General features: G+C 60.7%; 26 protein-coding genes, 1 tRNA gene and 4 pseudogenes. 21 read left to right on the top strand and 10 right to left on the bottom strand.

What is annotated here, in order from left to right; all coding sequences use genetic code 11:
- Positions 1–48 precede the first annotated feature (48 nt).
- A complete protein-coding gene (locus tag YUO_RS0135575) occupies positions 49–2,121 on the top strand; it encodes an ATP-dependent helicase (protein ID WP_028351440.1) in 2,073 nt (690 codons plus the stop codon).
- Between the two features lie 105 nt (positions 2,122–2,226).
- Here YUO_RS0135575 and YUO_RS48775 read toward each other — a convergent pair.
- The 3 genes and pseudogenes from YUO_RS48775 to YUO_RS0135565 form a co-directional block, all read right to left on the bottom strand.
- Positions 2,227–2,400 (bottom strand): annotated as a pseudogene (locus YUO_RS48775) (non-homologous end-joining DNA ligase); the annotation flags it as partial.
- A gap of 219 nt (positions 2,401–2,619) precedes the next feature.
- Entirely contained in the window at positions 2,620–3,303 is a 684-nt protein-coding gene (locus YUO_RS42900; RefSeq protein ID WP_063830349.1) for an ImmA/IrrE family metallo-endopeptidase, read from the bottom strand.
- Positions 3,300–3,689 carry a helix-turn-helix domain-containing protein gene (locus YUO_RS0135565; RefSeq protein ID WP_028351439.1) on the bottom strand — a complete coding sequence of 130 codons (390 nt, stop codon included), beginning with the start codon at positions 3,687–3,689 and terminating at the stop codon, positions 3,300–3,302. Before YUO_RS0135565 ends, YUO_RS42900 begins: the two co-directional genes overlap by 4 nt.
- Positions 3,690–3,849: 160 nt before the next feature.
- Here YUO_RS0135565 and YUO_RS0135560 point away from each other — a divergent pair, with 160 nt between their 5' ends.
- The 7 genes from YUO_RS0135560 (at position 3,850) to YUO_RS42895 (ending at position 10,331) form a co-directional block, all read left to right on the top strand.
- Complete coding sequence (locus YUO_RS0135560; protein ID WP_028351438.1) at positions 3,850–4,560, top strand: multiubiquitin domain-containing protein; 711 nt, start codon at positions 3,850–3,852, stop codon at positions 4,558–4,560.
- Complete coding sequence (locus YUO_RS0135555) at positions 4,557–4,889, top strand: hypothetical protein (RefSeq protein WP_028351437.1); 333 nt, start codon at positions 4,557–4,559, stop codon at positions 4,887–4,889. Before YUO_RS0135560 ends, YUO_RS0135555 begins: the two co-directional genes overlap by 4 nt.
- Positions 4,886–5,389 carry a hypothetical protein gene (locus YUO_RS0135550; protein ID WP_028351436.1) on the top strand — a complete coding sequence of 168 codons (504 nt, stop codon included), beginning with the start codon at positions 4,886–4,888 and terminating at the stop codon, positions 5,387–5,389. The genes YUO_RS0135555 and YUO_RS0135550 overlap by 4 nt, the downstream gene beginning before the upstream one ends.
- Positions 5,386–6,291, top strand: coding sequence for a HesA/MoeB/ThiF family protein (locus YUO_RS0135545; RefSeq protein ID WP_235782942.1), 906 nt, complete (start codon positions 5,386–5,388; stop codon positions 6,289–6,291). The genes YUO_RS0135550 and YUO_RS0135545 overlap by 4 nt, the downstream gene beginning before the upstream one ends.
- 129 nt (positions 6,292–6,420) lie before the next feature.
- Entirely contained in the window at positions 6,421–7,563 is a 1,143-nt protein-coding gene (locus tag YUO_RS0135540; RefSeq protein ID WP_028351434.1) for an AAA family ATPase, read from the top strand.
- The gene (locus YUO_RS0135535) at positions 7,560–9,782 is read left to right on the top strand and encodes a S8 family peptidase (RefSeq protein ID WP_028351433.1); all 2,223 of its coding nucleotides are present in this window, start codon (positions 7,560–7,562) and stop codon (positions 9,780–9,782) included. Before YUO_RS0135540 ends, YUO_RS0135535 begins: the two co-directional genes overlap by 4 nt.
- A 171-nt stretch (positions 9,783–9,953) precedes the next feature.
- On the top strand, positions 9,954–10,331 hold the full coding sequence (locus tag YUO_RS42895; protein WP_035728361.1) for a hypothetical protein: 378 nt from the start codon (positions 9,954–9,956) through the stop codon (positions 10,329–10,331).
- Here the strand turns inward: YUO_RS42895 and YUO_RS44195 are convergent.
- Entirely contained in the window at positions 10,310–10,597 is a 288-nt protein-coding gene (locus YUO_RS44195) for a hypothetical protein (RefSeq protein ID WP_028351431.1), read from the bottom strand. The two genes, YUO_RS42895 and YUO_RS44195, sit on opposite strands and share 22 nt — an antisense overlap.
- 18 nt (positions 10,598–10,615) lie before the next feature.
- On the bottom strand, positions 10,616–10,888 hold the full coding sequence (locus tag YUO_RS44190; RefSeq protein WP_028351430.1) for a hypothetical protein: 273 nt from the start codon (positions 10,886–10,888) through the stop codon (positions 10,616–10,618).
- A 50-nt stretch (positions 10,889–10,938) separates the two neighbouring features.
- Here YUO_RS44190 and YUO_RS48270 point away from each other — a divergent pair, with 50 nt between their 5' ends.
- Complete coding sequence (locus tag YUO_RS48270) at positions 10,939–11,292, top strand: hypothetical protein (RefSeq protein WP_083754864.1); 354 nt, start codon at positions 10,939–10,941, stop codon at positions 11,290–11,292.
- Here the strand turns inward: YUO_RS48270 and YUO_RS0135515 are convergent.
- Entirely contained in the window at positions 11,220–11,675 is a 456-nt protein-coding gene (locus YUO_RS0135515; protein ID WP_035728359.1) for a Fur family transcriptional regulator, read from the bottom strand. The genes YUO_RS48270 and YUO_RS0135515 overlap by 73 nt on opposite strands.
- A gap of 184 nt (positions 11,676–11,859) precedes the next feature.
- Between YUO_RS0135515 and YUO_RS0135510 the strand changes: the two genes are divergently transcribed.
- The 4 genes from YUO_RS0135510 (at position 11,860) to YUO_RS0135495 (ending at position 16,326) form a co-directional block, all read left to right on the top strand.
- Positions 11,860–13,971, top strand: a complete 2,112-nt coding sequence (locus YUO_RS0135510; protein WP_028351428.1) for a TonB-dependent receptor — start codon at positions 11,860–11,862, stop codon at positions 13,969–13,971.
- A gap of 361 nt (positions 13,972–14,332) precedes the next feature.
- A complete protein-coding gene (gene exbB, locus YUO_RS0135505; RefSeq protein WP_083754863.1) occupies positions 14,333–15,031 on the top strand; it encodes a tonB-system energizer ExbB in 699 nt (232 codons plus the stop codon).
- 6 nt (positions 15,032–15,037) lie between these two features.
- Positions 15,038–15,499: a TonB system transport protein ExbD gene (gene exbD / locus YUO_RS0135500; RefSeq protein WP_028351426.1), complete on the top strand. Its 462-nt coding sequence runs from the start codon at positions 15,038–15,040 to the stop codon at positions 15,497–15,499.
- Positions 15,496–16,326 (top strand): energy transducer TonB family protein, encoded by an 831-nt coding sequence (locus YUO_RS0135495; RefSeq protein WP_028351425.1) that lies wholly within the window; start codon positions 15,496–15,498, stop codon positions 16,324–16,326. Before exbD ends, YUO_RS0135495 begins: the two co-directional genes overlap by 4 nt.
- Before the next feature lie 20 nt (positions 16,327–16,346).
- Here YUO_RS0135495 and YUO_RS49185 read toward each other — a convergent pair.
- Both YUO_RS49185 and YUO_RS46785 read right to left on the bottom strand, forming a co-directional pair.
- Positions 16,347–16,601, bottom strand: a pseudogene (locus tag YUO_RS49185) (peptide deformylase); the annotation flags it as partial.
- 304 nt (positions 16,602–16,905) lie between these two features.
- Positions 16,906–17,121, bottom strand: a complete 216-nt coding sequence (locus tag YUO_RS46785; RefSeq protein ID WP_156908915.1) for a hypothetical protein — start codon at positions 17,119–17,121, stop codon at positions 16,906–16,908.
- 135 nt (positions 17,122–17,256) lie between these two features.
- On the opposite strand from YUO_RS46785, the gene YUO_RS46780 reads away from it, so the two are divergent.
- On the top strand, positions 17,257–17,613 hold the full coding sequence (locus tag YUO_RS46780; protein WP_156908914.1) for a hypothetical protein: 357 nt from the start codon (positions 17,257–17,259) through the stop codon (positions 17,611–17,613).
- Positions 17,614–17,629: 16 nt separating this feature from the next.
- On the top strand, positions 17,630–18,400 hold the full coding sequence (locus tag YUO_RS49180) for a tyrosine-type recombinase/integrase (RefSeq protein ID WP_083754866.1): 771 nt from the start codon (positions 17,630–17,632) through the stop codon (positions 18,398–18,400).
- Here the strand turns inward: YUO_RS49180 and YUO_RS0135465 are convergent.
- Positions 18,360–18,428: transfer RNA gene (locus YUO_RS0135465), tRNA-Asp, on the bottom strand. The genes YUO_RS49180 and YUO_RS0135465 overlap by 41 nt on opposite strands.
- Before the next feature lie 140 nt (positions 18,429–18,568).
- Positions 18,569–18,812: pseudogene (locus YUO_RS45615) on the bottom strand (cation:dicarboxylate symporter family transporter); the annotation flags it as partial.
- Between the two features lie 278 nt (positions 18,813–19,090).
- On the opposite strand from YUO_RS45615, the gene YUO_RS42875 reads away from it, so the two are divergent.
- From YUO_RS42875 to YUO_RS42855, 6 genes and pseudogenes are all read left to right on the top strand, one after another.
- Complete coding sequence (locus tag YUO_RS42875) at positions 19,091–19,693, top strand: type 2 periplasmic-binding domain-containing protein (protein ID WP_156908913.1); 603 nt, start codon at positions 19,091–19,093, stop codon at positions 19,691–19,693.
- Positions 19,694–19,837: 144 nt separating this feature from the next.
- Positions 19,838–20,515, top strand: a complete 678-nt coding sequence (modB, locus tag YUO_RS0135445) for a molybdate ABC transporter permease subunit (RefSeq protein ID WP_028351423.1) — start codon at positions 19,838–19,840, stop codon at positions 20,513–20,515.
- Positions 20,512–21,678: a molybdenum ABC transporter ATP-binding protein gene (gene modC / locus YUO_RS42870; RefSeq protein WP_051379830.1), complete on the top strand. Its 1,167-nt coding sequence runs from the start codon at positions 20,512–20,514 to the stop codon at positions 21,676–21,678. Before modB ends, modC begins: the two co-directional genes overlap by 4 nt.
- A 227-nt stretch (positions 21,679–21,905) precedes the next feature.
- Positions 21,906–22,643 carry a molybdate ABC transporter substrate-binding protein gene (modA, locus tag YUO_RS49175; protein ID WP_051379829.1) on the top strand — a complete coding sequence of 246 codons (738 nt, stop codon included), beginning with the start codon at positions 21,906–21,908 and terminating at the stop codon, positions 22,641–22,643.
- A gap of 264 nt (positions 22,644–22,907) precedes the next feature.
- A pseudogene (locus YUO_RS42860) lies at positions 22,908–23,528 on the top strand (DUF2478 domain-containing protein).
- Positions 23,529–24,107: 579 nt separating this feature from the next.
- Positions 24,108–24,444 (top strand): helix-turn-helix domain-containing protein (locus tag YUO_RS42855; protein ID WP_035728352.1); only part of this gene is annotated, 337 nt, incomplete at its 3' end.

Raw genomic sequence — 24,444 nt, 5'->3', positions numbered from 1 at the left:
TTCCCCCGGGAACCATCGAGCGTTGAATTTCAGCAGGGGAACTGATTCGTGCTCGCGTCGACCGCCGCATCATATCTTGAGACGCTCAACCCGGAGCAGCGCCGAGCCGTCGAGCACGGCATCTGCGGCAACAGCCATGTTGGGCTACCACTGCTTGTCATTGCCGGCGCAGGATCCGGCAAGACGAACACCCTTGCTCAGCGCGTCGCCCATCTCATTGTCAGCGGTGCTGACCCTCGCCGGATCTTGTTGATGACGTTCTCGCGGCGCGCCGCGTCCGAAATGTCGAAACGGGTCGAGCAGATCGCACGCAAGGTTCTCGGTGCGGACGCCGGCATCATGACCGACGCCCTCAGTTGGGCCGGCACCTTCCACGGTATTGGTGCCCGGCTGCTTCGCGAATATGCCGACCAGATCGGCCTCAATCCCGCTTTTACTATTCACGATCGCGAGGACTCGGCCGACCTGATGAATCTGGTCAGGCACGAGCGCGGGCTCTCGAAGACCGAGAGCCGCTTTCCGGCCAAGGGCACGTGCCTTTCAATCTATTCACGCTGCGTCAACGCCGAGGCCGAACTGGAGCAGGTGCTCGGAGCGTCTTACCCGTGGTGCGCTGGCTGGGCCAATGAACTCAAGGAGCTTTTTGCGGCGTACGTCGAGGCCAAGCAGAAGCAGAACGTTCTCGATTACGATGATCTCCTTCTCTACTGGGCACAGATGATGTCCGATGCCGGCATCGCCGACGATGTCGGCGGCCGCTTCGATCATGTCCTCGTCGACGAATATCAGGACACGAACCGTTTGCAGTCATCGGTTCTGCTGACATTGAAGCCGGGGGGCCGTGGCCTCACCGGGGTCGGCGACGATGCACAATCGATCTATTCCTTCCGGGCAGCCACAGTTCGCAACATTCTCGATTTTCCCGAACAATTCAGCCCGAGCGCAGACATCATCACCCTCGACCGCAACTATCGCTCGACGCAGCCGATCCTCTCCGCCGCAAACGGCGTTATCGATCTCGCCAAGGAGCGCTTCACCAAGAACCTATGGACGGAGCGCTCGTCATCCGCCAAACCTCGCCTGGTTGCCGTGCGCGACGAGGCCGACCAGGCGCGCTACATCGTCGAGCGCATTCTCGAACACCGAGAAGAAGGGGCCCTCCTCAAACAACAGGCGGTGCTTTTCCGCACCTCTTCGCACAGTGGCCCGCTTGAGATTGAACTCACTCGTCGCAACATCCCGTTCGTCAAGTTCGGCGGCCTGAGATTTCTCGACACCGCGCACGTCAAGGACTTGCTCGCACTATTGCGGTTCGTCGAAAATCCACGTGATCGCGTTGCCGGGTTCCGCGTGATGCACCTATTGCCGGGTATCGGTCCTGCTTCCGCACAGCGCATTCTCGATCATATGGCGGAGGCCAGCGACCCGCTCGGCGCGCTTTGTACCCTTCCCTGCCCGCCCCGCGCCGGCGGCGATTGGACTACCTTTGTCGAGACTATTGGAAATCTCCGATATTCGGAATGGCCATCGGACCTGGAGCGTGCCCGCCACTGGTACGAACCACATCTTGAGCGCATTCACGAAGACGCTGAAGTCCGGCGCGCCGATCTCGTTCAACTGGAACAGATAGCCGGCGGATATGCTTCGCGCGAACGCTTCCTGACGGAACTCACCCTGGATCCGCCGGACGCGACCAGCGACCAGGCCGGCGTGCCGTTGCTGGACGAGGACTACTTGATCCTATCGACCATCCACTCGGCCAAGGGCCAGGAATGGAAGTCGGTGTACGTCCTCAACGTAGTCGACGGCTGCATGCCGTCTGACCTGGGAGCCGGCACCTCTGCCGAGCTCGAGGAAGAGCGCCGCCTTCTCTACGTCGCGATGACGCGGGCGAAGGACGATCTTCATCTGGTCGTGCCACAGCGTTTCTTCACACACGGTCAGCACTCCCAGGGTGACCGGCACGTTTATGCATCGCGAACCCGCTTCGTCCCCGAGAAGTTGCCTGGCCTGTTCGACCGTGCGAACTGGCCTATAGCGTCTGCAGACGCCGCTGCGCGCGGCCCAAGCCAGGGGCCGCGAATCGACATCGGAGCTCGCATGCGAGGGATGTGGCGCTGAAGCTTCGCCGAAGCAGTGCGATTTCGAATCCCTGCTCTGTGACGGGGAACGAATGCCGGCCGCAGGGATTCCTGCCGGCAGGAGAGCTCCCATGCTTATGACGAAAGAGAAGTCGGTCGTGCCGTCGGCGGCTGGTACCACGATCTCGCCACCACGGCCGAGCTCGCCTTGATCCGCCAGGCGTCATGGGCGACCTTCTTGAAGCGATGCGTCCAATCGTGGCCGCGCCGGGTGTATCTTCGCCGCCTCGTTGGCTAGGTGCTGCGAGCGCCTGATCCCTAAGGATGATCGTGGTGCTCGTAAGGGCCTTCACCGGGTAGACCAGCAGTAGGATATTGAAGGTCGTGTTGAATGCCTTTGCAATGCATTGGTGGGCCTGACCGTTACGGTCGGTGATTGAAACCGTCGTCGGACGGGTCATTTTCCTGCCGATCGGTAGTACGCGGCCGAGCGAATGATCGAGGGTTATCACGTCCTCATCCGGCCGGCGGAACTGCTTCAGATAGGCCGGTGATGCCTCGATCCGCCGGACCTCGGCGCGGGCGCCGGTGCGCTCGCAGCAAGCGACCGGCTCGAGGATGTAGATGACACAAGCCCGGTGATGCGTGCGCACGAACTCGCGGCAAGAGGCATAGATGCCCCGAATTTCCCCGCGAGCCTCATCGGGGTGCGCAGCTCAAGTTTGTGGTCCGCGGCCATCGCCGCATAACCGTTGCCCTGAAAGAGGACAAACCTGGCGAAATTGTTCGCCTCCCGCTCGAACAGATCGGAGATTTCGGGATCGAGGGTTTTCTCGCAATCGTGGAACAGGCGGAATGCGCTGCGATGAGCAGGGAGCTCGTGGTGCCCTACCTCATGCAGCTTGAGGAAGTTTTGCTTGGATTTGTGAACGCCGTCGTCGATATGAATCAGCTGCTCGCTGGCGTCGTAAATGCCGAACACCTTTGCGATCGCAGACTTGAGCGTTATAGCGGCGTTTTCCGCCTTGCCGATCAGATATTCAGTGATCCGGCTCGGATCGAATGCGCTCTTGGGCGCAATCTTCAGACTAGCCGCTTCCAGGATGACGGGCGTCGGCGTCGGAAATACGCCCCATGCCGATGCCCGGTCCAGTGCGCGCCGTGCAGCGGCATGCACGGCGCGCAAATCCTCGGGATCGAGACTGCTGTCGTCAGCTTTCATTCACCACCGGGCTTCTTTCTGCTTCGCAGGTATCCCAAAAACTCGACGAGCTTCGCTTCCTCTTCGTCGGTCAGATTATGTTCGGCGAAGGTGGCGATGCGGCCGTGCCGCTGCCCTGCACTGCGCGAGCGCGTTGGCACGATGTAGCCCGCGCGCTCCATCAGGTCCTCGTAACTCACCGCATAGAGCTCTGCGAGCGCGTGCAGGATGTTCGGATTTGGTTTTTTGATCAGGCCATTTTCGATCTGGGACAAGTACGCGTTGGACACGACTTTGCCGGTGGCCTTCTCGACATCGCGCTGGGAGAGGTCCCGGTCTTCACGTATGGAGGCGAGATATTGTCCAAGCGTGAGCTTGACCTCAGGCTCATCGCTCTTCTTTGCCATCGCGGTTCCCCACCAAACTTATTGATTCCGTTGATGTATTTAATCCGAAACGATAAGAACGTCAAGCGTGCTCGTAAAATGCTTGACATTCTTTGCATGCCACCCTAACTTATCACTACCGAGCTGGCGATGGGCCGGCGGAAAGATAAGGACGACGAAGATGGAAAATGCCCAGACTGGCGGTCAGGGCCGCAGCCAACCTGTCGAAGCGGAGGCGGCGCGCCGCCCCGGGCCGGACGGCAAGTTCACCACGACCGTGAATGGCACCGCGGTCGAATTCGGCGATGCGCAGCCCAAGGGTGAACGCATCCTCGATAAGGCGGGCTTCGGGCCGGCGGGCGATTTCGTGCTGATCCAGCTTATGCCCAAGGGTACCCGCTCGATCGGGCTCGACGAGACTGTCGATCTTACCGCGCCGGGCACCGAGGCGTTCCGTGCTTTCGAGAGCGACCGCATCTTCCGGTTCACCCTCGACGATCACGGCTTCGAATGGGGTGTCCGCAAGATTGCCGAGCCGGAGCTGCGGATCATCGGCCGCGTGCGTGACGACGAGGTCATCATCCTCGACCGCGACGACAACGACGTGGAGCTCAAGCCCGGCGACGAGCTCGACCTTGGCGAGGCCGGCACGGAGCATCTGCACACCGAGAAGCGCCTCATCACGGTGTTCTTCGAGAACAACCCCCGGGAGATTCCCCGCGGCACCTACACCACCGAGCAGCTCAAGAGCCTGTTCGGCGGGCAGCAGGGCTACGTTCTCGAGGTCATCAACGAGGAAGGCAACCTCACCGAGCTCAAGCCCGGCAAGAAGCTCCGGGTGAAGGACGGCATGCGCTTCTTCGAGCAGGTGCCGTGCGGAGGTTCGTCGTGACCGACGCTGCCGCCAACTTCGCCGGGCTGCAGGCGATGCACAGTGAGGCCGTCCTCCTCAAGGAGGGCGGCCAGCACGTCGCGTTGCTGCCCTCCTTCGGTTTCATGGCCGGCGACATGCCGTACCGCATGGACCTGCTGCTCGTGCCGTTCGCGCACTCGGGCTATGACACCCGCCTGTTCTTCGCGAACAAGATCGAAGGGCGCGGCGCCAACTGGAATCCGCACCGCGTTGTCGAGCGCAACTGGTGGGCGCCCTCCTGGAACCACGTGCCCGCCACCCTGCGGTGGACGCAGATCCTGCTGGCCCATCTGAGGGCGATTGCATGAACATCCATTTCAAGATCACCAGGGCTCTGCTGGCGGTCGTCCGCGCCGATCTGCGCCGCCCACATGCCTTCGCGCACGAGCGCGTCGGGTTCATCGCGGCAGGTCTTGCCGCCGCGCACGACGATCTCCTGATTCTCGCCCGGGAATACCGCCCGGTGCGCGACGAGGAGTACCTGCAGGACCCGAGCGTCGGTGCCATGATGAGCGCCGATGCGATCCGCCGCGCGCGCCAGTGGGCGATGAACGACCGTGCTGCGATCTTCCACGTGCATACGCATGGGGGCCACGGCGTGCCCGGATTCAGCGGCATCGACAACCGCGAGAATGCCAGGTTCATCCCGAATTTCACCTCGGTCGCCCCCCACGCCGTGCACGGCGCGATTGTCCTGAGCGACACGGCCGCGTTCGGCCAGGTCTGGCTGGGCCGCGACGCGCCGCAGCCGTTTGTGGCACGCTTCACCGAGGTCGGCATGCCCGTTCACACATGGAGGGCCGCATGAGCCGTCTCGATCGACAGAGCTTCCTCGGGACGAACAGCGACGCGATCCTCGAGAGCACGACCATCGGCATTGTTGGCCTCGGCGGCGGCGGATCGCATGTCGCGCAGCAGACCGCTCATATGGGCGTGGGCGGGTATGTGAACGCCGACCCGGACGTGATCGAGGACACCAACACCAACCGCCTGATCGGCGGCACGCTCGCCGACGTGGATGCGCGCATGTCGAAGGTCGCCATCGCGGCGCGGCTCATCCGGGGCCTTCATCCCAAGGCGCGGATTATTTCGTTGCAGGATGACTGGCACAATGCCGTCGACGATCTCAAGCGCTGCGCTGTCATCGTGGGCGCGGTCGATGGCTTCCGAGAGCGGGAACAGCTTGAGCGTTTCGCCCGCCGTCACCTGATTCCCTACATCGATATCGGCATGGATGTGCATGATCTCGGCAAGCTGGGATTTCTGGTCAGCGGCCAGGTTATTCTCTCGATGCCGGGTGCGCCCTGTATGCGCTGCTGCGGTTTCATCACCGATGAAAGGCTCGAGCAGGAAGCCCGAAAGTACGGCGCTGCCGGCTCTCGCCCGCAGGTCGTCTGGTCGAATGGCGTCCTTGCATCGACGGCTGTCGGCCTGCTGACCCAGGTGCTCACGCCGTGGTACCCGAACCCGCCCGCCTTCGTGTTCCTAGATTACGACGGCAACAAGGGTACGGTCACGCGCAATTCCCGCATGGACCTGCTGAAGGATCACGTCTGTCCCCACCACCCGCCGGACGAAACCGGAAATCCATTGTTCGACATCCGCAAGCAGACCTTTGCGCCACGGCCCGCACCGGCACAGCCGGCGACCCCGGTGTTGCCATGGTGGCGCAGGTTATGGATTCGGCTTGCCGGCCGAGGCAGACCTTAAATTCGTCCATGCTCAATACACTGATTTTATTATTGTTTTCTGAACTGTGGACGAGTTTTCATTTCTCATGGGAAAACTCGTCCACCCTGCTAGGGTGGGGGCCTATTGAACTCCTGTACCGATTGAGACATGCCAGAACCTGCGAAGACCAACATCGAAACCGACTTTCTCCAACTCGCCCGCACTGCACTATCAGGCCGCATCCAGGATGTGCAGGTGGTCCTGCGGCGCGCGGCTAAACGCTATCAGCAGGCCGTTCCCCAATTCGCCGAGGCGCTTACCAGCCTCCTTCACGAGGCGCCGTCGCCGGCTTCCCCCTTGCGTCGGCAGGCGGAAGTCCCGCTTCCGGTTGACATCGACTCTCGTCTTCACCTCATGCGCGTCGAGACCGAACCTGTTCTCGATCACGAGCCTGTCTTTTCGCCCGATTGCGAAGTCGCGCTGCGCCAGATCGTGGAAGAGCGCCGAAACCCTCAGGCGCTTGCCCGCGCCGGTCTCGATCCGGCGCGCGCCGCCCTTTTCGTTGGACCGCCCGGCGTCGGCAAGACAATGGCAGCGTACTGGCTGGCGCGTGAACTCAAACGCCCGCTCCTGATCCTCGATCTGGCAGCCGTCATGAGCAGCCTTCTGGGCAGGACGGGCAGCAACCTGCGTCACGTGCTCGAATACGCCAAGACCATCGACTGCATCCTTCTGCTCGATGAACTGGATGCGATTGCCAAACGCCGCGACGATCGCGGCGAGATCGGCGAACTTAAACGGCTCGTCACAGTCCTCATTCAGCAGATCGACGACTGGCCGACCTCGGGTGTGCTTCTTGCTGCGACCAACCACCCTGACCTTCTCGATCCTGCCATATGGCGAAGGTTTGAGCTGCACGTCGAGTTTCCCCTTCCGAACCAGGAAGCGATCGCTCGTTTCATTGACGGGACCCTCGCACCTTATTTCCCTGCTACCAAACAGTGGAGCGGTTTGCTTGCAGCTGGCTTTGCCGGACGCTCCTTCAGCGACATCGAACGCGATCTCTCCACGGCAAGGCGCAGCGCTGCTCTTGGCAACGTCCCTCTTGAAGAACAGCTGGCCGGGCTGCTGACAAACAAGTCCATCGCAAAGGCGAAGCGCATTCAGCTGGCGACGGCCATCGTCGATCGCGGGCTTCTCTCGCAGCGTAAGGCCGGCGAGCTGACCGGCGTCGCGCGCGACACGATCCGGAGCCGCACGGCCAAGCCGCGAAAGAAAGGTAAAACCAGGAACGGTAGAGATATGTCATGACCAAACGCAATTTTTTGCTGGGAAAGGGCGAGCGTCTTATCGAAGACGTTGCCGGAGTTCGCGGTGGTGCGCCGAAGAGCCATCCCTACACGTTCTCTGAGGCGAGGGAGCGCATCGCGCCGATGCTCGCCCGGGTCGTTCGTGGCATTGATCAATTGCCGGACGCGGCCTGTCCCAATGATCGCGCCGTGGCGACGGTTACGCTCAATCCGGAATATATCGCGAAATCCTATTTCCCGGAGCGCCTGCTTGAATCGGTAGGGCTGGAGCCGGTCGGAAGCCGCCCGCGACGCATAACCCCGCAGAAGCGTTCGAAGGGCCGCGAACCCGAAGAGACCATCACCACCGAGTTGTTCGTGATGGGAAGCCGCGCAGCCTTTCGCGCCTGGCGCAACGCGCTGCCCCGTTGGGGCGAACAGGTCACAGGAGCCAATGAGCTGCCGACCATCGAACAGGTAGCTGCGCCCACACCGCGGGACAAGATCAAGGGCAAGCTCCCGAAATCCGGGGAAACCGTATTCGAGGTCGTCCTGCACAGCGATGCAGGCGCCGGATCGAACGGGATCATTCCGCTGTTCAGCGAATATCTCGACGAAATTGGCGTCGACTACACCCTCGGCCGCCGGTTCTCGGCCGGCGGTTTGTGCTTCGTGGAGCTGGACGCTCCCGTTGAATTCGCAGACGAGATAGCCACCTTCACCCCGGTGCGCGCATTGCGGCAGATGCCGACCCTGCGCATGATGCGACCAACATTCCGCTCGTCGCGCGTTCCCATGGAAGACATCGCGCTGCCAAACGCCGGTCCTATCGATCCGAAAATCCGCGTCGCCATCTTCGACGGCGGTGTACCGAAGAACCATCCGATCGGCAAATGGGTAAAGGCAATCGATCCGCCCGGCATCGGCGGCACCATCCCCGATTTCCAGAAACACGGCGTCGGCGTCAGTTCTGCCTTCCTGTTCGGGCATATCGATCCGTCAAACCCGGTCCCGCGCCCGTATGCGGCAGTCGATCATTACCGGGTCCTTGATACGGCACCGAACCAGAATCCGCACGAGCTCTACGAGGTGCTTTCCCGCATCGACCAGGTCCTCGCCGAAAAGCATTATGACTTCATCAACCTGAGCATCGGCCCGCGGCTTCCGATCGAAGATGATGACATCCATCCGTGGGCTGCCGTCATCGATGAACGTCTCTCAGCCGGAAAGACCCTGGCGACGATTGCGGTTGGCAACGACGGAGACGGACCGGCGAAAGGCGGCTTCAATCGCATCCAGGTTCCGTCTGACTGCGTGAACGCGCTTGCTGTCGGAGCCTGCGACAATCCCGCGGCCCCGTGGCAGCGCACCGACTACAGCTCGGTTGGTCCGGGCCGCAGCCCCGGCGTCGTCAAGCCGGACTTCCTGGAATTCGGCGGATGCCTGCAACGGCCCTTCATCGTTGTCAGCGAAAAAGCCAAGGCGGCGTTCGAAGCCACGGAAGGCACATCTTTCTCGGCGCCTTCAGTGCTGCGCCTTGGCGCCGGCGTCCGGGCGCATTTCGGCGACAGCCTCAGCATGCTCGCCATCCGTGCACTCCTCATCCACACGGCCGAACCGTCCGATTATCCGGCCGAAGATGTCGGCCGCGGCCGGGTCGCTCGGTCGGTGCAGGACATCGTGCTGTGCGACGACGACACCGTTCGCGTGGTCTATCAAGGCAACGTCGCACCGACCCGCTATATCCGCGCTCCGATCCCGATGCCGTCCGGCACCGTCCCCGGCAAGGTCACGATCACCGCGACGCTCTGCTATCCCACGGGGGTCGATCCGCATCATCCCGGCAATTACACGCGCGCAGGGCTGGAGCCGACATTCAGGCCACACGATCAGAAGCGCAATGATCCGAACCAGGTTCATGCCGACAGCAAAAGCTTCTTCGGCAAGACGCAGAGCGGCCTGATGGAAGACGAGTTGCGCCGCGACGCGTGGAAATGGGAGAATTGTCTGCACACGCGCGTGTCGTTCATGGGCAAGACGTTGCGCAATCCCGTACTCGACATCCACTACAATGCTCGTCTCGGCGGACGCAATTTCTCGCCTGAGGAGGAATTGCCCTACGCGCTTGTCGTCAGCGTTCACGCCAAGCACCTTGGTGATCTCTACGACAAGATCGTCCGCAAGTATGCACGCCAGCTCGAAGCGCTCCGGCCAGTTGTCGAGATTCCGGTCACGACATAGCAGCGGTGCGGTCCAGTCGAAACTCCTTGCCGGTGGTTGCTCTTGGCGAAGCCGCCTTGAAGAAGCTGTTGCCTATCTACAATGGCAGCTTACCGCCTTCGCTTGGGACAAGAACAATCCCCAAGCCGCAGCTTCCGCGAGGCAACTCGCTCTACGCAGCGAGCGCGCGAAATGGGACAAGTACGTGCATTAACCGAACGCCTCCGGCAGACAACAAAAGCGTTCGACGCCCAGCACGTCGTAAATGCCGTATCAACCGACAGAAGGCTTGTTACTCTGCGCAGCCAATGGAACAAGCTCAGCGAACGAGCACGAAAGCTAGGTGAAAAGCGAAATCTGATCGGACATACTTTTTTGACTTGGAGCAGCGACAAGGTTTTTCGCGAGATCGGCCTACCATGGAGCGAGAGAGTCGAAGTCAGCGAAAAGGACGATAATGATCAGATTTCAGAGATTGGAACGCTGACAACTGAAATCGCTTTCTACACTACGCAACTCGGGATCTTGCTGCCCTTTTCGGACGATGATCAGATCATCACAACGGTGTAACCGTCTTCACCTCTATCCCACGCTCTCATCTTCCAACCCGTCCTTATGACCGGGCTCGGTGAATCCGCACCGCTCCATGAACTGCCAAGCGTTGACCAGCTGTACAGCTCGTTGACCTTGAGCACCGAGATATCCTCGTCGCACAGGCCTGCATTTTCATCGGCATAGAGCATGTTCAGATAGTTTGAGTACGCCTCGCGAACAATTCCGGTAGGCCGGAAAGCAAAGTTGTGCGTGAAAACAACTTCGATCATGGAGATGACCATTTCGCTCCATACCGCGCTTTACAACTCACCGTTGTAATCGTGGGTGAGGCCATCCTTGATCGCACGTTTCGCCAGCGCGAACAGGCGACTGTCGAACCCTATCTCAGGCACTTCGAAGAATGCGTAGTGGTGCTTTTCGTCGAGCTGCTCCAAGATGTCATTTGATTGCTCGCGGCCAGCGATCCGAAACGGATTGATCGCGCAAATGATCAGGCTATTGCCATAGCCCATCTGGACCTCTTTCCAACGCTTCCGGACGAGGCAGAATCCGTGAAGCCGCTCGGCTTCCATGAGTTGCGCTGCGTAGCCGCGGTGCGTACACTGCAAGAAGCCTATCTGGCTTGATCGCGAAGCATGGTCTTCTGAAGCCGGGTTCTCCCCTCGGAGTTGCTCAGCTTTTCGAGCGATACAAGCGGGCGGATGATCGCACATTATGGAAGCTTGGGCCCTCTGGAGGGCAAACGTTGCCGCTGGCAGCGTATTTGGCCCAGGGCTGGCGCTTGGGGGATGGGCCTCGTGCCGGGCCGGCGGCTATCGCGGTCAGTCAGGCGACGGCCATCGGCAACGAAACGGTTGTCGCGCAGCGATTGACGTCAACGTGGGAAACCGGCAGAGGTGCTCCTTACCGCCTGTCCCGTGACGTCTTCTTTCGCTTGCCCCCTTTCAGCGGCTTGACGAAGATTTCAAGGCGATGACTGACAATCTCAAAGCCGTGAGCGCGCGCAATCCCTTCCTGTAGCCGCTCGATCTCATCTGAACGGAATTCGATGACATCACCGGTCTCAATATTGATCAGGTGATCATGATGCTCCCGATCCGCCGTCTCATATCTTGCCCGGCCATCGCCAAAAGCATGACTTTCGAGAATCCCCGAATCTTCGAGCAGTCGCACGGTACGATAAACGGTCGCAATGGCGATGCTTGGATCGATCAAACTTGCACGCCGATGCACTTCGATCGCATCGGGATGATCTGATGCCTTGGCCAGTACATCGAGAATGATGCGGCGCGGCCCGGTCAACCGCAAACCTTTCTCACGGCACAGCCGCTCAAACTCTTCATCCAGTTTTGATTTCATCAGTGCCTTACCCGGTGGCGCCGGTCGCGGCCTGCCTGCGATCAGCGCGTGACCTCTCTACACGTTTCCTGCATTTCACATAAGTCGCTCTTCTGCTTTTGAGACTTAATTGCAATAAGTTGACATCCAGAAACGGACATGCAATTCCCTTATTGCAACAAATTCGCAATAAGGGGTAGCTGGCATGCGGTTGTATCGATGGGCGCTGGGGGCGAGTGCGCTCGCCTTGTCGACGGGTGCGCATGCCCAGGTAGTCCAACTCGACGAGATTGTGGTCACATCGCCCAGCCCAATCGCACAATCAGGCCGGAGTACCGGCGAAAACGTCCCTTGGTGGGCCCCCTCTCAATCGATACCGGTAGCTCCATCATTCAGCTCGGTATCGGTAGTTACCCCTCAGCAGACCTTGAGCCGAGGGGCAGCGTCTCTTGGCGACACCCTGAGTACGACACCCGGCGTTTCATCGACATCGTTCTCCCCTGTCGCAAGTCGTCCGGTGATCCGTGGACTCGGTGGCTTCCGCGTTCGCACGCAGGAAGACGGCATCGGCTCCGGCGACATGGCAAACCTGGGAGAAGACCATGCAGTGACAATCGATCCGCTCATGAGCGGCCAGATCGAGGTCATTCGCGGACCCGGTACTCTGCGCTATGGCTCGCAGGCCATCGGCGGTGTTGTGAGCGCCAATAACGGGCGTATTCCGACAAGCGTCCCAACGAACGGCGTCGCTTTTCAGGCGCGTGGTGGCCTGAACAGCGTCAGCAACGGCAAGGACGGAGCCGTCCTGCTCGACGCAGGTGGCGGAAATTTCTCGCTCCACCTCGATGCATTCAAGCGAAGCGCTGGCGACTACCGCATTCCAGGCGGAGTTCAAGAGAACTCAAGCTACTCTTCCGAGGGGCAAAGCGTCGGCGGTTCTTACATTTTCAATGATGGCTTCGTGGGGATGTCTTACCAGAATATGGCGATGACCTATTTCATTCCGGGCATCGAGTCGGCCCGGGCGAAGAACCATATTGACCTCCGCCAATCAAAATGGAACAGCCGCGGTGAGTGGCGCCTTCGCGAAACTGGAATTGATACGATCAGGTACTGGCTCGGCTATACCGATTACAAGCACCTGGAAGTTGACGGCCTGGGCGCCGCAGCCGAAGTTGGTTCGACTTTCAAGAACCGAGAAATCGAATCGCGTGCGGAAATCTCTCATCTGCCCGTCAATACCGCTTTCGGGGAGCTAAGAGGCGCCGTCGGTTTTCAATGGGGCCGGCGCGATCTGTCGGTCGGAGGCGCGGAAGAACAGCTACTGGCCCCGGCCCGCGCGCAGAACATCGCGGCCTTCGTGTTCGAGGAACTGCAGATCACATCTGCGCTACGCGCCCAAGGCGCCATCCGCGCCGAGCGCACGGACATCAACGGCACCGGCGCGCGCTTCCCGGCCTCGTTTCTTCCGCCCCCCAACGATCCGACGCTGTTCCCGGTTGTCCGCAACTTTGTGCCGATCAGCGCCAGCGCTGGACTGTTGTACGATCTCCCCTATGAGATGGTCGCCCGAGTTACGGTACAGCATGTCGAGCGGTCCCCTGATCCGATCGAATTGTTCTACAAGGGACCGCACGATACACCGCGGACCTTCGAGATCGGCGACCCGACCATGACGCTTGAGAAAGCCAATTCTCTCGAAGTCGGGCTCAAGCGCGGTCGTGGCGAGACCCGGTTCGATGCGTCTGTTTTCTACACGAAATTCGACAACTTCATCTTCAAGAATTTCACCGGCATCAGGTGCGGCGACGACTTCGCCTCCTGCGGCACTCCAGGCGCGAGCTTCGATCAGATCATTTACTCGCAGCGCGACGCAAAGTTCGTCGGTGGCGAACTTCAGGTCGAGCATGACGTTGCCAAAGTCTGGAATGGCGTATGGGGCGTTGAGGCACAGTACGATTTTGTCCGCGCCACTTTCGCGGATGGCAGCTTCGTTCCCAAGATTCCGCCTCACCGGTTGGGTGGCGGATTATTCTATCGAGATCCAAACTGGATCGCGCGAATTAATCTGTTGCATGCGTTCGCGCAAAACAATCTCGGAGCGTTCGAGACGCCGACTGCTGGATATAATCTTCTCAACGCGGAGCTAAGCTACACGACCACAATGCCGACAGGATCCCTACCCGTGGAAGTAACTCTCGGCCTGAAAGGCGAGAATCTCCTGGATGACGACATCCGCTTTCACCAATCGTACAAGAAGGATGAGGTCCTACAACCGGGACGCAATGTTCGGTTGTTCTCCTCCGTAAAATTCTGAGCGGCTCGGATCTGGTCGCCAAGTAATCGAAAGACCGGCCGAGCGATGTCCGCCAGTCATCGCCACTGCGGACATTGCTCGCCGTTTAGAAAGGACTCGGGTTATTCGCATCCTCCTGATGACTGCGGTCACCCTCACCAGCCTGTCTGGTTCTCTCCAGGCGCAGACGCCGGAGCCCTCTGCAGCGACGCAGTCGGCGCCATCCATTCCTCGCGGAGAACCTCCAGCCGTACCCTCAGATGTGGGACCTGCAAGCCAGGGGCTGCCGTCTCCGTCCAATTCCACTGTTAGGGCTGGGGGCAGCACGTCTCTATCCACCACGGCATCCGCAACATTGCCTCATGACTTGTCGCCGTGGGGGATGTTCATGCAGGCAGACATCGTCGTGAAGGCGGTGATGATCGGGCTGGCGTTCGCCTCGCTGGTGACCTGGACGATCTGGTTTGCCAAGGGCCTGGAATTGATGGCCGCCCGGCGGCGGACCCGCAGTTGCGTGCGCAAACTTACCCGCGCCGACAATCTGGAAGCGGCACGCGAGGAGATCGAAGCCGGCTGGACCGGCAAGGGCGCCGTTGCCGATCTGATGCAAGCCGCCGAGCGCGAATGCCGTCGCTCGCCGAACCTGTCGGCTGACGGCATCAAGGAACGTCTTGCGATTGCGCTTTCGCGCATCGAGGCCAAGGCCGGCCGCGACATCGCCCGCGGCACTGGATTGTTGGCGACGATCGGCGCGACCGCCCCGTTCGTCGGCCTATTCGGCACCGTGTGGGGCATCATGAACTCGTTCATCGGCATCTCGCAGTCCAAGACCACCAACCTTGCGGTGGTCGCGCCGGGCATTGCCGAGGCGCTGCTGGCGACCGCACTCGGGTTGGTGGCTGCCATTCCGGCTGTCATTATCTACAACGTGTTCGCTCGTGCGCTCGCCAGCTATCGGGCGCTGTTGTCGGATGCCTCCGGCGAGATCATTCAGCACATCTCGCGCGATCTGGAACGGCAGGACCGCGGGCTGCTCTCGCCGGTGGTGTCGCTGGAGCGCAGCCGCACCGCTGCGGAGTGAGCAGCCATGGCCGTATCACTCAAGGATCCGCAGGACGGCGGCATCGATGAACTGAGCGAGATCAACGTTACGCCGTTCATCGACGTGATGCTGGTGCTGCTCATCATCTTTATGGTGGCTGCACCGCTATCGACGGTCGATGTCGCGGTCGATCTGCCAGTGTCCAATGCGCAGCCCCAACCGCGTCCGGACAAGCCGGTATTCCTCACCGTCAAGCGGGATCTGAGCTTGGCGCTCGGCAACGACGATGTGCCGCGCAGCGCCTTGCAGGCAACGCTGGATCGACACACCAGCCATGATCGCGAGCAGCGTGTCTTCCTGCGTGCCGATGGCGTCGTCGCCTATCGCGAGTTGATGAACGTGATGAATCTGCTGCGGCAGGCGGGTTACCTGAAGATCGCGCTGGTCGGACTCGAAGATACCGGCCAGGCGACGGCCCCGGCCTCAGGCCCCGCGACGCAGCCATGACGGCGATCGGCTGGCGCGACCCTGATGGCAGGATCGGCGGCGAGGTGACGCTGCCCTCAGTGTTGCGCTGGACGGCGGCCGGCCTTGCCGTGGTCGCGCTGCATGCGGGGGTCATGTGGCTCACCATGAACTGGCCGGCGCCGCCGGCGATGCCGGGTGGGCCGCCGGAAGCCATCATGATCGAGCTCGCGCCGCTCACCGCCGCGCCGGAGCCGACGACGGCCGACGTCGCTCCCGGACCGCAGGTGACGGAAACCCCGCCCGATCCAATTCCTGCCCCGCAGGAGAAGCCGCCTGAAGAACCGAAAGAGACGACCCAACCCGTCGAACCGCCTTCCGCTCGGAATCTCGAGGTCGACATTCCCGAGCTACCCGAGAATGAGCGTGCGGACGCTGTGCTGACGCCGCCGTCGAAAGCACCTGAACCACAGCCCAAGAGGCCGGCGCCGAAACGGGCCATCCCCCAGACGAGCGCGCCGAGCGTCAGGACGCAACAGCGCGCGGACCGCTTCGCCGCCCCGGCGCCAAGCGCAGCGCGCGTCCCGTCTGCATCTGCCGCAAGCTGGCAAAGCGCCCTTGCCGCGCATCTCAATCGACACAAGCGCTATCCCCCAGGCGCCAGCCAAGGGGCTGCGTCGGTCATATTCACGATCGACCAGGGCGGCCGTGTAGTGTCGGCGCGTTTGGCGCGCTCGTCAGGTGACCATGCCCTCGACAGCGAGGCTGTCGCCCTCGCGCGACGCGCAAGTCCGGTGCCGGCGCCTCCTGCCGGCCAGAGCGGAAACACGCTGACGATTGCCGTCCCGATCAGGTTTGATCGTCGCTAACCCGCATGAACGCTTCGGCCTTAGCGGCAAAGCTCTCCTATCGCTGGCTGACCCTGGCGCGGGTTGTGGCGGTCAGCGCCACTCTGGGCAATATCTTCAAGAGCGTATCCGCGCTTATGTCTGGACATGCGGTCAGCGAATAGTGCGCCATCGCGATGATCGATCTCATGCTGGAGGCAGACGGCGAGAAGACCGGTCGCTTCAAGCCCACGAGATTTGCCGTCGAGGTCACGATAACTGACGCCAACAGCCGCCGGTCGCACGACAGGGTCGTAATAGCCCGGAACTTACAGGCAGCCCCCATGGCTGACCCTCGCCTGTTCTGCTCCAAGCCAACAGCGGATTGATGAACACCCGCGGGTGCCGCGGCCGCGCCACGATCGGCGAGGTCGATGGTCACAATCCGGAGCGCCTCGCCGTTTTGAATAGCAGCTAATCCAACCCCACCCGCCCCCCTATTCGCTCTTGGCACTCAGCAATTCTGGCGGCCAATATCGGTCACCGGAAGCCCATGCCTTCGATCACATTAACTAGCGACCTATCGTCGGTCGCGGAATTTTCACAACCAGCCAAACTGCACTAAGCGACCGCCGATTTTGCGAGCGGTGCACCCTCGACATTCATCTCGATTGCGAATTTGGCAAAGTGGCCAAAGACCATCGCTCTATTTTCAGCCGCCGTGGTGCAGACCATGAAGCGCGCACCCTCGCGAATCGACATATTGCCACTTTTGCCAGTTGTATTTGGCCTCAGCGAAATAGAAGCCGCAGCCGCGATCGGGGTCTCAGCAAGCAAGTTCCGTCTCCTTGTGAAAGAGGCGCGGATGCCGCGACCTCGCCGCATTGACGGCCGGTCTGTTTGGGACGTTGACGAGCTGCGTGCAGCATTCAAGGCTCTCCCCCATGATGGAGAGGTCGAGGGGTCCAATACATGGGCGGACGTGGTGTGATCCGGTTGAAGTATGTGCACGCATTCCGCGACCGCGCCGGCCGTATGCGATACTATTTCCGGCGCCACGGAAAACGTTCACCTCTTCCCGGATTGCCAGGCTCTGCCGAATTCATGGACGCTTATTCGACGCTGCTAAGCGACCGGCCGCGCGATGTTGAGCCACGACCGACCGCGGCTCCAAAGACCTTCGCTGCGCTCGCTATTCGCTATTACGGATCGCCGCAGTATCAGTCCCTGTCCGAATCCAGCCGTACCAACTATCGACGGGTGATCGACGGTTTTCTCGAACAACACGGTCATCGACGCGTCGATCAAATGATGGCGGGAGCACGTTGATATCGTTATCGGCAAGATGGCTAACAAGCCTGGAGCAGGCATTATTTTGCTAAAGCGCATCCGAACATTGATCCGCTACGCGATGGCGTTGGGTTGGACAGATCGAAATCCGACGGCCGGCGTGAAGGGATACAAGTCGAAGGAGATTCACACTTGGAATGAAGGCGAAATCTCGGTCTTCGAGCATCACTGGCCCGAAGGGACACGTGAGCGCCTCACATTTGCACTCCTCCTCTACACGGGGCAACGCGGGTCAGATGTTTATCGAATGACCTGGGGAGACATCGTCGGAAATACTATTCGAGTTGCACAGCAGAAGACGGCGGCGAAACTTACAATTCCGATCCATGAGACGTTGTATCGTGTGCTCTCTACTGCGACCCGCAGTCACTCGACAATCTTAGCCACGGCCTATGGCGAACGGTTCGCGGTGAAAGGGTTCGGCCAGATGATCTCAACTGCGATCCGCGAGGCCGGACTGCCTCAACGCTGCAAAGCGCATGGTCTCCGGAAGGCGGCCGCGCGGCGCCTCGCGGAAGCGGGGTGCTCGGCAAGCGAGATCGCAGCAATCACCGCGCACAAAACGTTGGCCGAGGTGGAACGATATACGCGAGCGGCAGATCAAGCACGATTGGCCAGACAGGCAATCCAACGACAATCTGAGAACCGAAGTGGCAAACCGCCTGTCGATGAAGTGGCAAACACCACAACCGAGGTCTTAGAAATCAATAGCTTGATTGCGAGAATGGCGCTCCCTAGGGGAATCGAACCCCTGTTTCAGCCTTGACAGGGCCGCGTCCTGACCGCTAGACGAATGGATCTAAACCATCGAAATTGCAGCTAAATTTGCGATCTCATCAACTCATTGCAGCGACTTCCCTGCGTCCGGCACGTGGTAGATTCTACCACATCTAGCCCATTGAACTTACACACATGGTAGGTTCATTGGGGGATATAAGCGTCCGACCTTTTTCGCATGATGGATGTGAGCGATGCCGGAAGCCACCTTACAGAAGATGATCGGCGCGATCACCATCTTGATCAGCTTGATCAAGCCGTCGCCGAGCGCCTTGACCTAAATTGGTCGCGAGACGGTGACATCAGCGGACGAGGACACCGATCAGGATCGCGATCAGCACCTGGACATAAAGGAGCTTGTACCAGGGTCGAGACGCCCGCGCGGCGGCCGCAGTTCCGATCTTGTCATGATTTTCCTCCCCCAATACGAACTCGAATATCTGACCGCCGCGCGTTGAGAGGCGACCGACATCACACGAGCGGCCAGCTTGTCCGATTCAAGACGACGATATCGGAAGTCCGACAATCGGCAACGTCAGCCAAAAGCAGGCAGTTACGCGTTTTCGCTGGCCATGCAAGGCGCTCACCAGAATCGGCGAGCGGCACGCCGATTGCTGGGAGCAGGAGCAAACCCGCCGCTGCCAAAGTGCTCGCAGCGGCCCCGTCTCAGGACTGCCCGATGAGCCGCGCTCGATTGATCCCGATCAAAGCACTGATGCCGCTTATGCTCGGAAGTGAAGAGCCGGCGAACATCAATGTCGCGGTTGCCGCCAAGTTCACCGAGCCGGCCGGGGACATCGCACCCCTCAAGCAGAAATCCAAACAGAAGGCCGTGTCAGCGAGCCGACAGCTTTATAGCCAGATTACGCAGGACGGGCCGCGCCAAGTTATTCTCTCGGCCGGCGATTCCCGCACGAAGAAATTGGTCGAGGATGTTCTCACCCTACGTGAAAGCCGGCTCACTTACGCTAGCGGCAACCTGGTGCTCTGGAGCAGGATGGCCAAGTTCGTTGAACGGCTCCGACACGTTCAGGACGGCATCTTTCCTAAAATTGTCGATCTGCAACTCCGCCGCGGCGCTCTATGGCGCGGCTGCGGTGGAAGCGATGAAGGCCATCGACGTTTACGTGGGGATGCAACCGAAGCTGGTCGGGGGCGCAACCATCACGCAGGCCTACTCAATTCGTCGAGACGGTCAATGCCGAGCTCAGCGCCGCCCCGCTTTCGCAACTCGCAGACAGCAAGACCGTTTCGCGCTGGCTTGTGCCGCAGGAGTCTGTGACCCGATCTCGCAGGACGTGGTTCGGTTGGAGACTGATGCAAATAAACGAGCGACACGCGCCTTCCGTAAAGGGCCCGTTAGCCTACGCAATCATTGCGCGAGCATGACCATGTGCTCTGTGCTCGAACGCTTAAGTTGACGCACATGGATGGCTTTTCGCCAGAAATCTGGCAGTCGCTCGGGCTCACGATCGAGCTTGCGAGCGTGACGACCGTGATCCTGCTGATCGTTGGCACGCCGCTCGCGTGGTGGCTGGCACGTTCGAAGAGCCTTTGGACTGAGGCGGTGGCCACGATCATCGCGCTGCCGCTGGTGCTGCCGCCAACAGTACTCGGTTTTTGTCTGCTCGCCCTGCTCGGTCCGGTCGGCCTTCTCGCCTCTCTCTCGGGCGGGCGCACGCTGGCCTTCACCTTTACGGGGCTCGTGGTCGGATCGGCTTTGTCCGCGCTGCCTTTGGTGGTGCAGCCCATCCGCAACGCCTTCGCTGCCATGGGTGACCGCCCGATGGAGATCGCGGCCACTCTGCGCGCCTCACCGTTATATGCCTTCTTCACGGTCGCCCTGCCTCTGGCGCGACCGGGTCTTCTGACAGCCGCCGTGCTTGGCTTTGCGCATACGATCGGCACGTTCGGCGTCGTGCTGATGATCGGCGGCAACATTCCTGGGCGCACCAAGGTGCTGTCGGCCTTTCTCGTCGACTTTGTCCAAGAGTCGCGCTGGCGCGAAGCAAGCTGGCTTGCCGGCGCCATGGCGACTTTCGCCGTTGCGGTAGTCCTCACCTTAACCTTGATCGACAAATACAGCAGAAGGAGGAGCACGTGAGGACAGCCACACCGGGCCGGATTGAAATTGCCTTCAGTGGCAGTATTGCTAGCTTTCCACTCGATACGCAATTCAGCGTACCGGCCAAAGGCGTCGCGGCGATTTTCGGCCCGCCAGGCTCCGGCAAGACTGCGGTGGCGCGCTGCATCGCTGGCCTCGAGCGTTTGCCGGCCGGCTTCTGCGCCATCGATGGCGAGGTATGGCAGGACGAGACTACCTTCCGCCCACCGCATCTGCGTCCCATCGGCTATGTGTCTCAGGAGGCCAGTCTTTTTCCCCATTTGTCAGTCAGGCGCAACTTGCTTTACGGTGCGCCCAAACCCAAACCGACGCCGATCGCGTTTGATGAGGTGGTCGAACTGCTCGACCTAGCGCCGCTGCTCGACCGCTCGCCCTCGCATCTCTCCGGCGGCGAGCGGCAGCGTGTCGCCATGGGTCGCGCGCTGTTGTCTCAGCCCAGACTGCTTGTGATGGACGAGCCGCTTGCCGCGCTCGACAGCTGCGCCAAACGTGAGATTCTGCCGTTCGTCGAGCGCCTGCCCGAGAAGCTCGCGCTGCCGATGATCTACATCGGCCATGACATGGCGGAGATCGAACGCTTTGCCGATTATCTCGTTATGATGGAGCGCGGCATGGTAACCGCGGCTGGGCCGCTGCATGTCTTGCAGACCGATCCTGCGCTGCCGCTTGCGGCGAGCCGCGAAGCCGCCGTCAGCCTTAATGCCATGGTGAGCGGCTATGATGGGCGCTATGGGCTTCTTCTTCTCCGTCTCAAAGGTGCGCGCCTGTTGGTGCCGGCGCCGCCGCTTGCACTCGGCGTGCACCAACGGCTGCGCATCGCTGCCTGCGACGTCAGCGTCGCGCGCGAAGCGCCGCGCGCAGGCTCCATCCTCAATGTCTTTCCGGCGCGCATCAGAGCCTGTTTGCCGCTCGGCGCGGCTGAGATCACGCTGGTACTTGCTCTCGGCACCGGGGGCTCGGGCACGGAGATTTTGGCGCGCATCACGCGTTTCTCCTTTGATTCGCTAGGGCTCAAGGATGGAGTGGACGTATTCGCCCAACTCGAGCACGTTTCGCTGCTCTCGGCCTCTGAACCGCCACTGCAAACCATAGCGGCTTCCACGCCAACAGCAGAGCCCGGACAGGCAAGCGCCGCGGCGTGAAACGAGAAGCTCGGCACGAGAGGCGAGCGGCATCATCCTAAGCCTCCACTCTTGTCGTGCCACGCATGTGCGGTTGAAGACGCCGATAAGGGAAGCACGACAAGCCGACCCAGCCATTCGACAGAGCACGCTGGCAGCTATGCGCGTTTTACTGTCGTCAACCAAGGCCGCACACCATTTTCCTGAACGGCACGCGGATTGCTGGGATGAGGAGCTAAAGAGCGGCGATGGCCAAAGCCATCGCAGCGGCCCCGTCCCAGGAATTCCCGATGACGCTTACCCGATTGATCCTGATCAATTCAGTTTTGACGCTGCTTGTGGTCGGAAACGCAGAAGCGGCAGAGATCGATGTGGCGGTCGCTGCGAACTTCACCATGCCGGCCAAGGAGATGCAGCGTCGTTTAAGCAGAAGACCAGGCGAGGCCCCGTTGAGCTTTGGCGAGAGCGCACAGTTTTATGGCCAGATCACGCAAGGCGCGCCGTTTGAGGTGTTTCTCTCCGCCGACGATACCCGCCCGAGCAAACTGCTCGAGAACCGTCTCGCGGTTCCGCAAAGCCGCTTCACCTATCCGATCGGCAACCTCGTGCTGTGGAGATCGACTCAGAAGTTTGTGAACGACGCGGAGACCTTCGCCACACTGTCGATCTACAATCCGGCGGCGGCGCTTTACGGCGCAGCCGCGGAGCAAGAGCTCGGCACCTGTGAGTCGACGCAGCCGAACGCAGGATTCTCGCGTCTTTCTGGGACGGACGCACCCTCCCCTTCAACTTTGCCGGGCTTGTGGTCGGATCGGTTTTGTACGAGCTGTCCTTTGTGGTGCAGCCGCTTCCAAACGCCTCCGTGGCCAAGCTGGCTTGCCGTCGGCATGGTGACGTTCGGGCTTGCGGTAATCTTCGCCGCAGCGTTGATCGAGAAGCGCATCGCAAGGAAAGCACGTGAGGACAGCCACACCAGACAGGATTGAAATCCCTTCAGCGATAGGCTCGCTAGCTTTGCGATCGATGTGCAGTTCAGTGTACGGGCCAAAGGTGTGGCGGCGACCTCCAGCACGGCGCGCATGATGCGCCGCTACCTATGCGCTAAGGCTCAACTATGGAATTGGCGTATTCGCCCAGGTCAAAGGTCGTCTCGCTAGTTCACGACCTCTGAACCCTAGGGCATCGCGCCATCTACGCCAGCAGTAGATGCTGGACAGGCAGGCGCCGCGGTGTGACATGAGCCAAGGCCCATGATCGCCAACCTCGCCGATATCGATCCCAAGCGCGTCGCGGCAATCCTCTACAGGCCGGAACAAGACGCGGATAGACTGCTCGCCGACTTCACCCAGAATCTCGCGTGGCAAGGCGTGCGCGTCGGCGGCATCGTCCAGCGGAACTTCAAGGGCACAAACGCCACGAAAACCATGCTCGCGCTCGACGTTGCGAGGGGGCGCGAGATTCCGATCTGTCAGCCACTCGGCAGCGGCGCCATTTCCTGCAAGCTCGATGCTATGGGCTTGCCGATGCCGCAGTTGTCGTGTCCCGCGCGATCAAGCGGCACTTCGATCTCCTCGTGATCAACAAATTCTTCCAAGCAGGAGGCGTCCGGCCGGGGCCTGCGCGACGAATTTGCGGATGGAATCCTTGCTGGCGTACCGCTCCTCACCGCCGTCCCCCCGAAAAATACCATGCCGCGTGGCGGACTTTCACCGGAGATGTCGGTACGACGCTGCTGTGCTAGCGCCAGGTCGTGGAGGGATGGTGGCGCCACATCGCCCTGCGTCTGCCGCGCATTCCATCCCGTCAGCGGCTATTTACCAATCATCAGATCCGACAGCTTGATCACGGCGGGAGGACATCCACTATTTTGATCCCGAGAACCTCCGCAGCGGCCTCGATCTTGGCGAATGCAGCGACGAGCCAAGGCCCGTGGCCGCGAATTCAACGCCGATAATGTAGTTAACGAGTTGCTGATGGACGCTGTGTTGCAACAGTTTGGGGCACCGCATTTGGCGACCCCGTCGGCGTACGCCTCTCCTACGGCATCGATCTCGAATTACCATCGAACATTTCGGCTCGCGCATGCGTCGCAATAGCAGCGAGGCTTATTGTTCACATTCCCGCTGCCGAAATGTTTGCTGTCCTCGGGGAGAGCGCCGATGACTCAATTCCCAAAGCCGTCCGGATCGCCGTTACATCGCCAATGACAGACGCGATGTTACAGGAGGGCTTGGCGCGCTTGACATCGATCTCTGTGCTCGCGTTGAACGTGAAGTTTCTTCTCACACGAGGGCCATGAGCGAGCCTTGACCTCCCGGAAGGCAAGCCGCTGATGCAGCGAAGCAATCCATCGTGCGGCAGAAGGAGAGAATTAGTTCGTCGCTCCGCTCCTCGCAATTGTGCAAGTTCACTAATTCGCTGATTGGATCGCTCCTCTGGAGGACGATCCGATGCGCGATAACAGCTATGACCGGACGATTGAACGCAATTACCTGCAGAAGTGGCGGTTTCTGATCCCGGAATATGAGGCGGTCAAGGCGGGCCGATCGGCGGTGTTCAAGAGTGTTGGGGATTTCTACCGCCACCACGGAACCTGTTCGCAGACCTTCCGCAAGTATTACAACCGCTATCTGCAGAGCGGTGATGAAGCCGACCTGTTGCCGCGCCGTCGTGGGCCCAAATGGCGGGAACGGCGCGAGCCGAACGGGATCGAGGCCGAGATCATCGCTCAGCGCCAACGGGGGATGAACCGCTACGAGATCCATGCCGTCTTGCGTGAGCAGCGCG

This window comes from Bradyrhizobium murdochi (genome assembly GCF_000472965.1).
GTDB classification, from domain to species: Bacteria; Pseudomonadota; Alphaproteobacteria; order Rhizobiales; family Xanthobacteraceae; genus Bradyrhizobium; species Bradyrhizobium murdochi.
The sequence above is the reverse complement of the archived record's forward strand: the minus strand, read 5'-3'. Positions and strand labels throughout refer to the sequence as shown.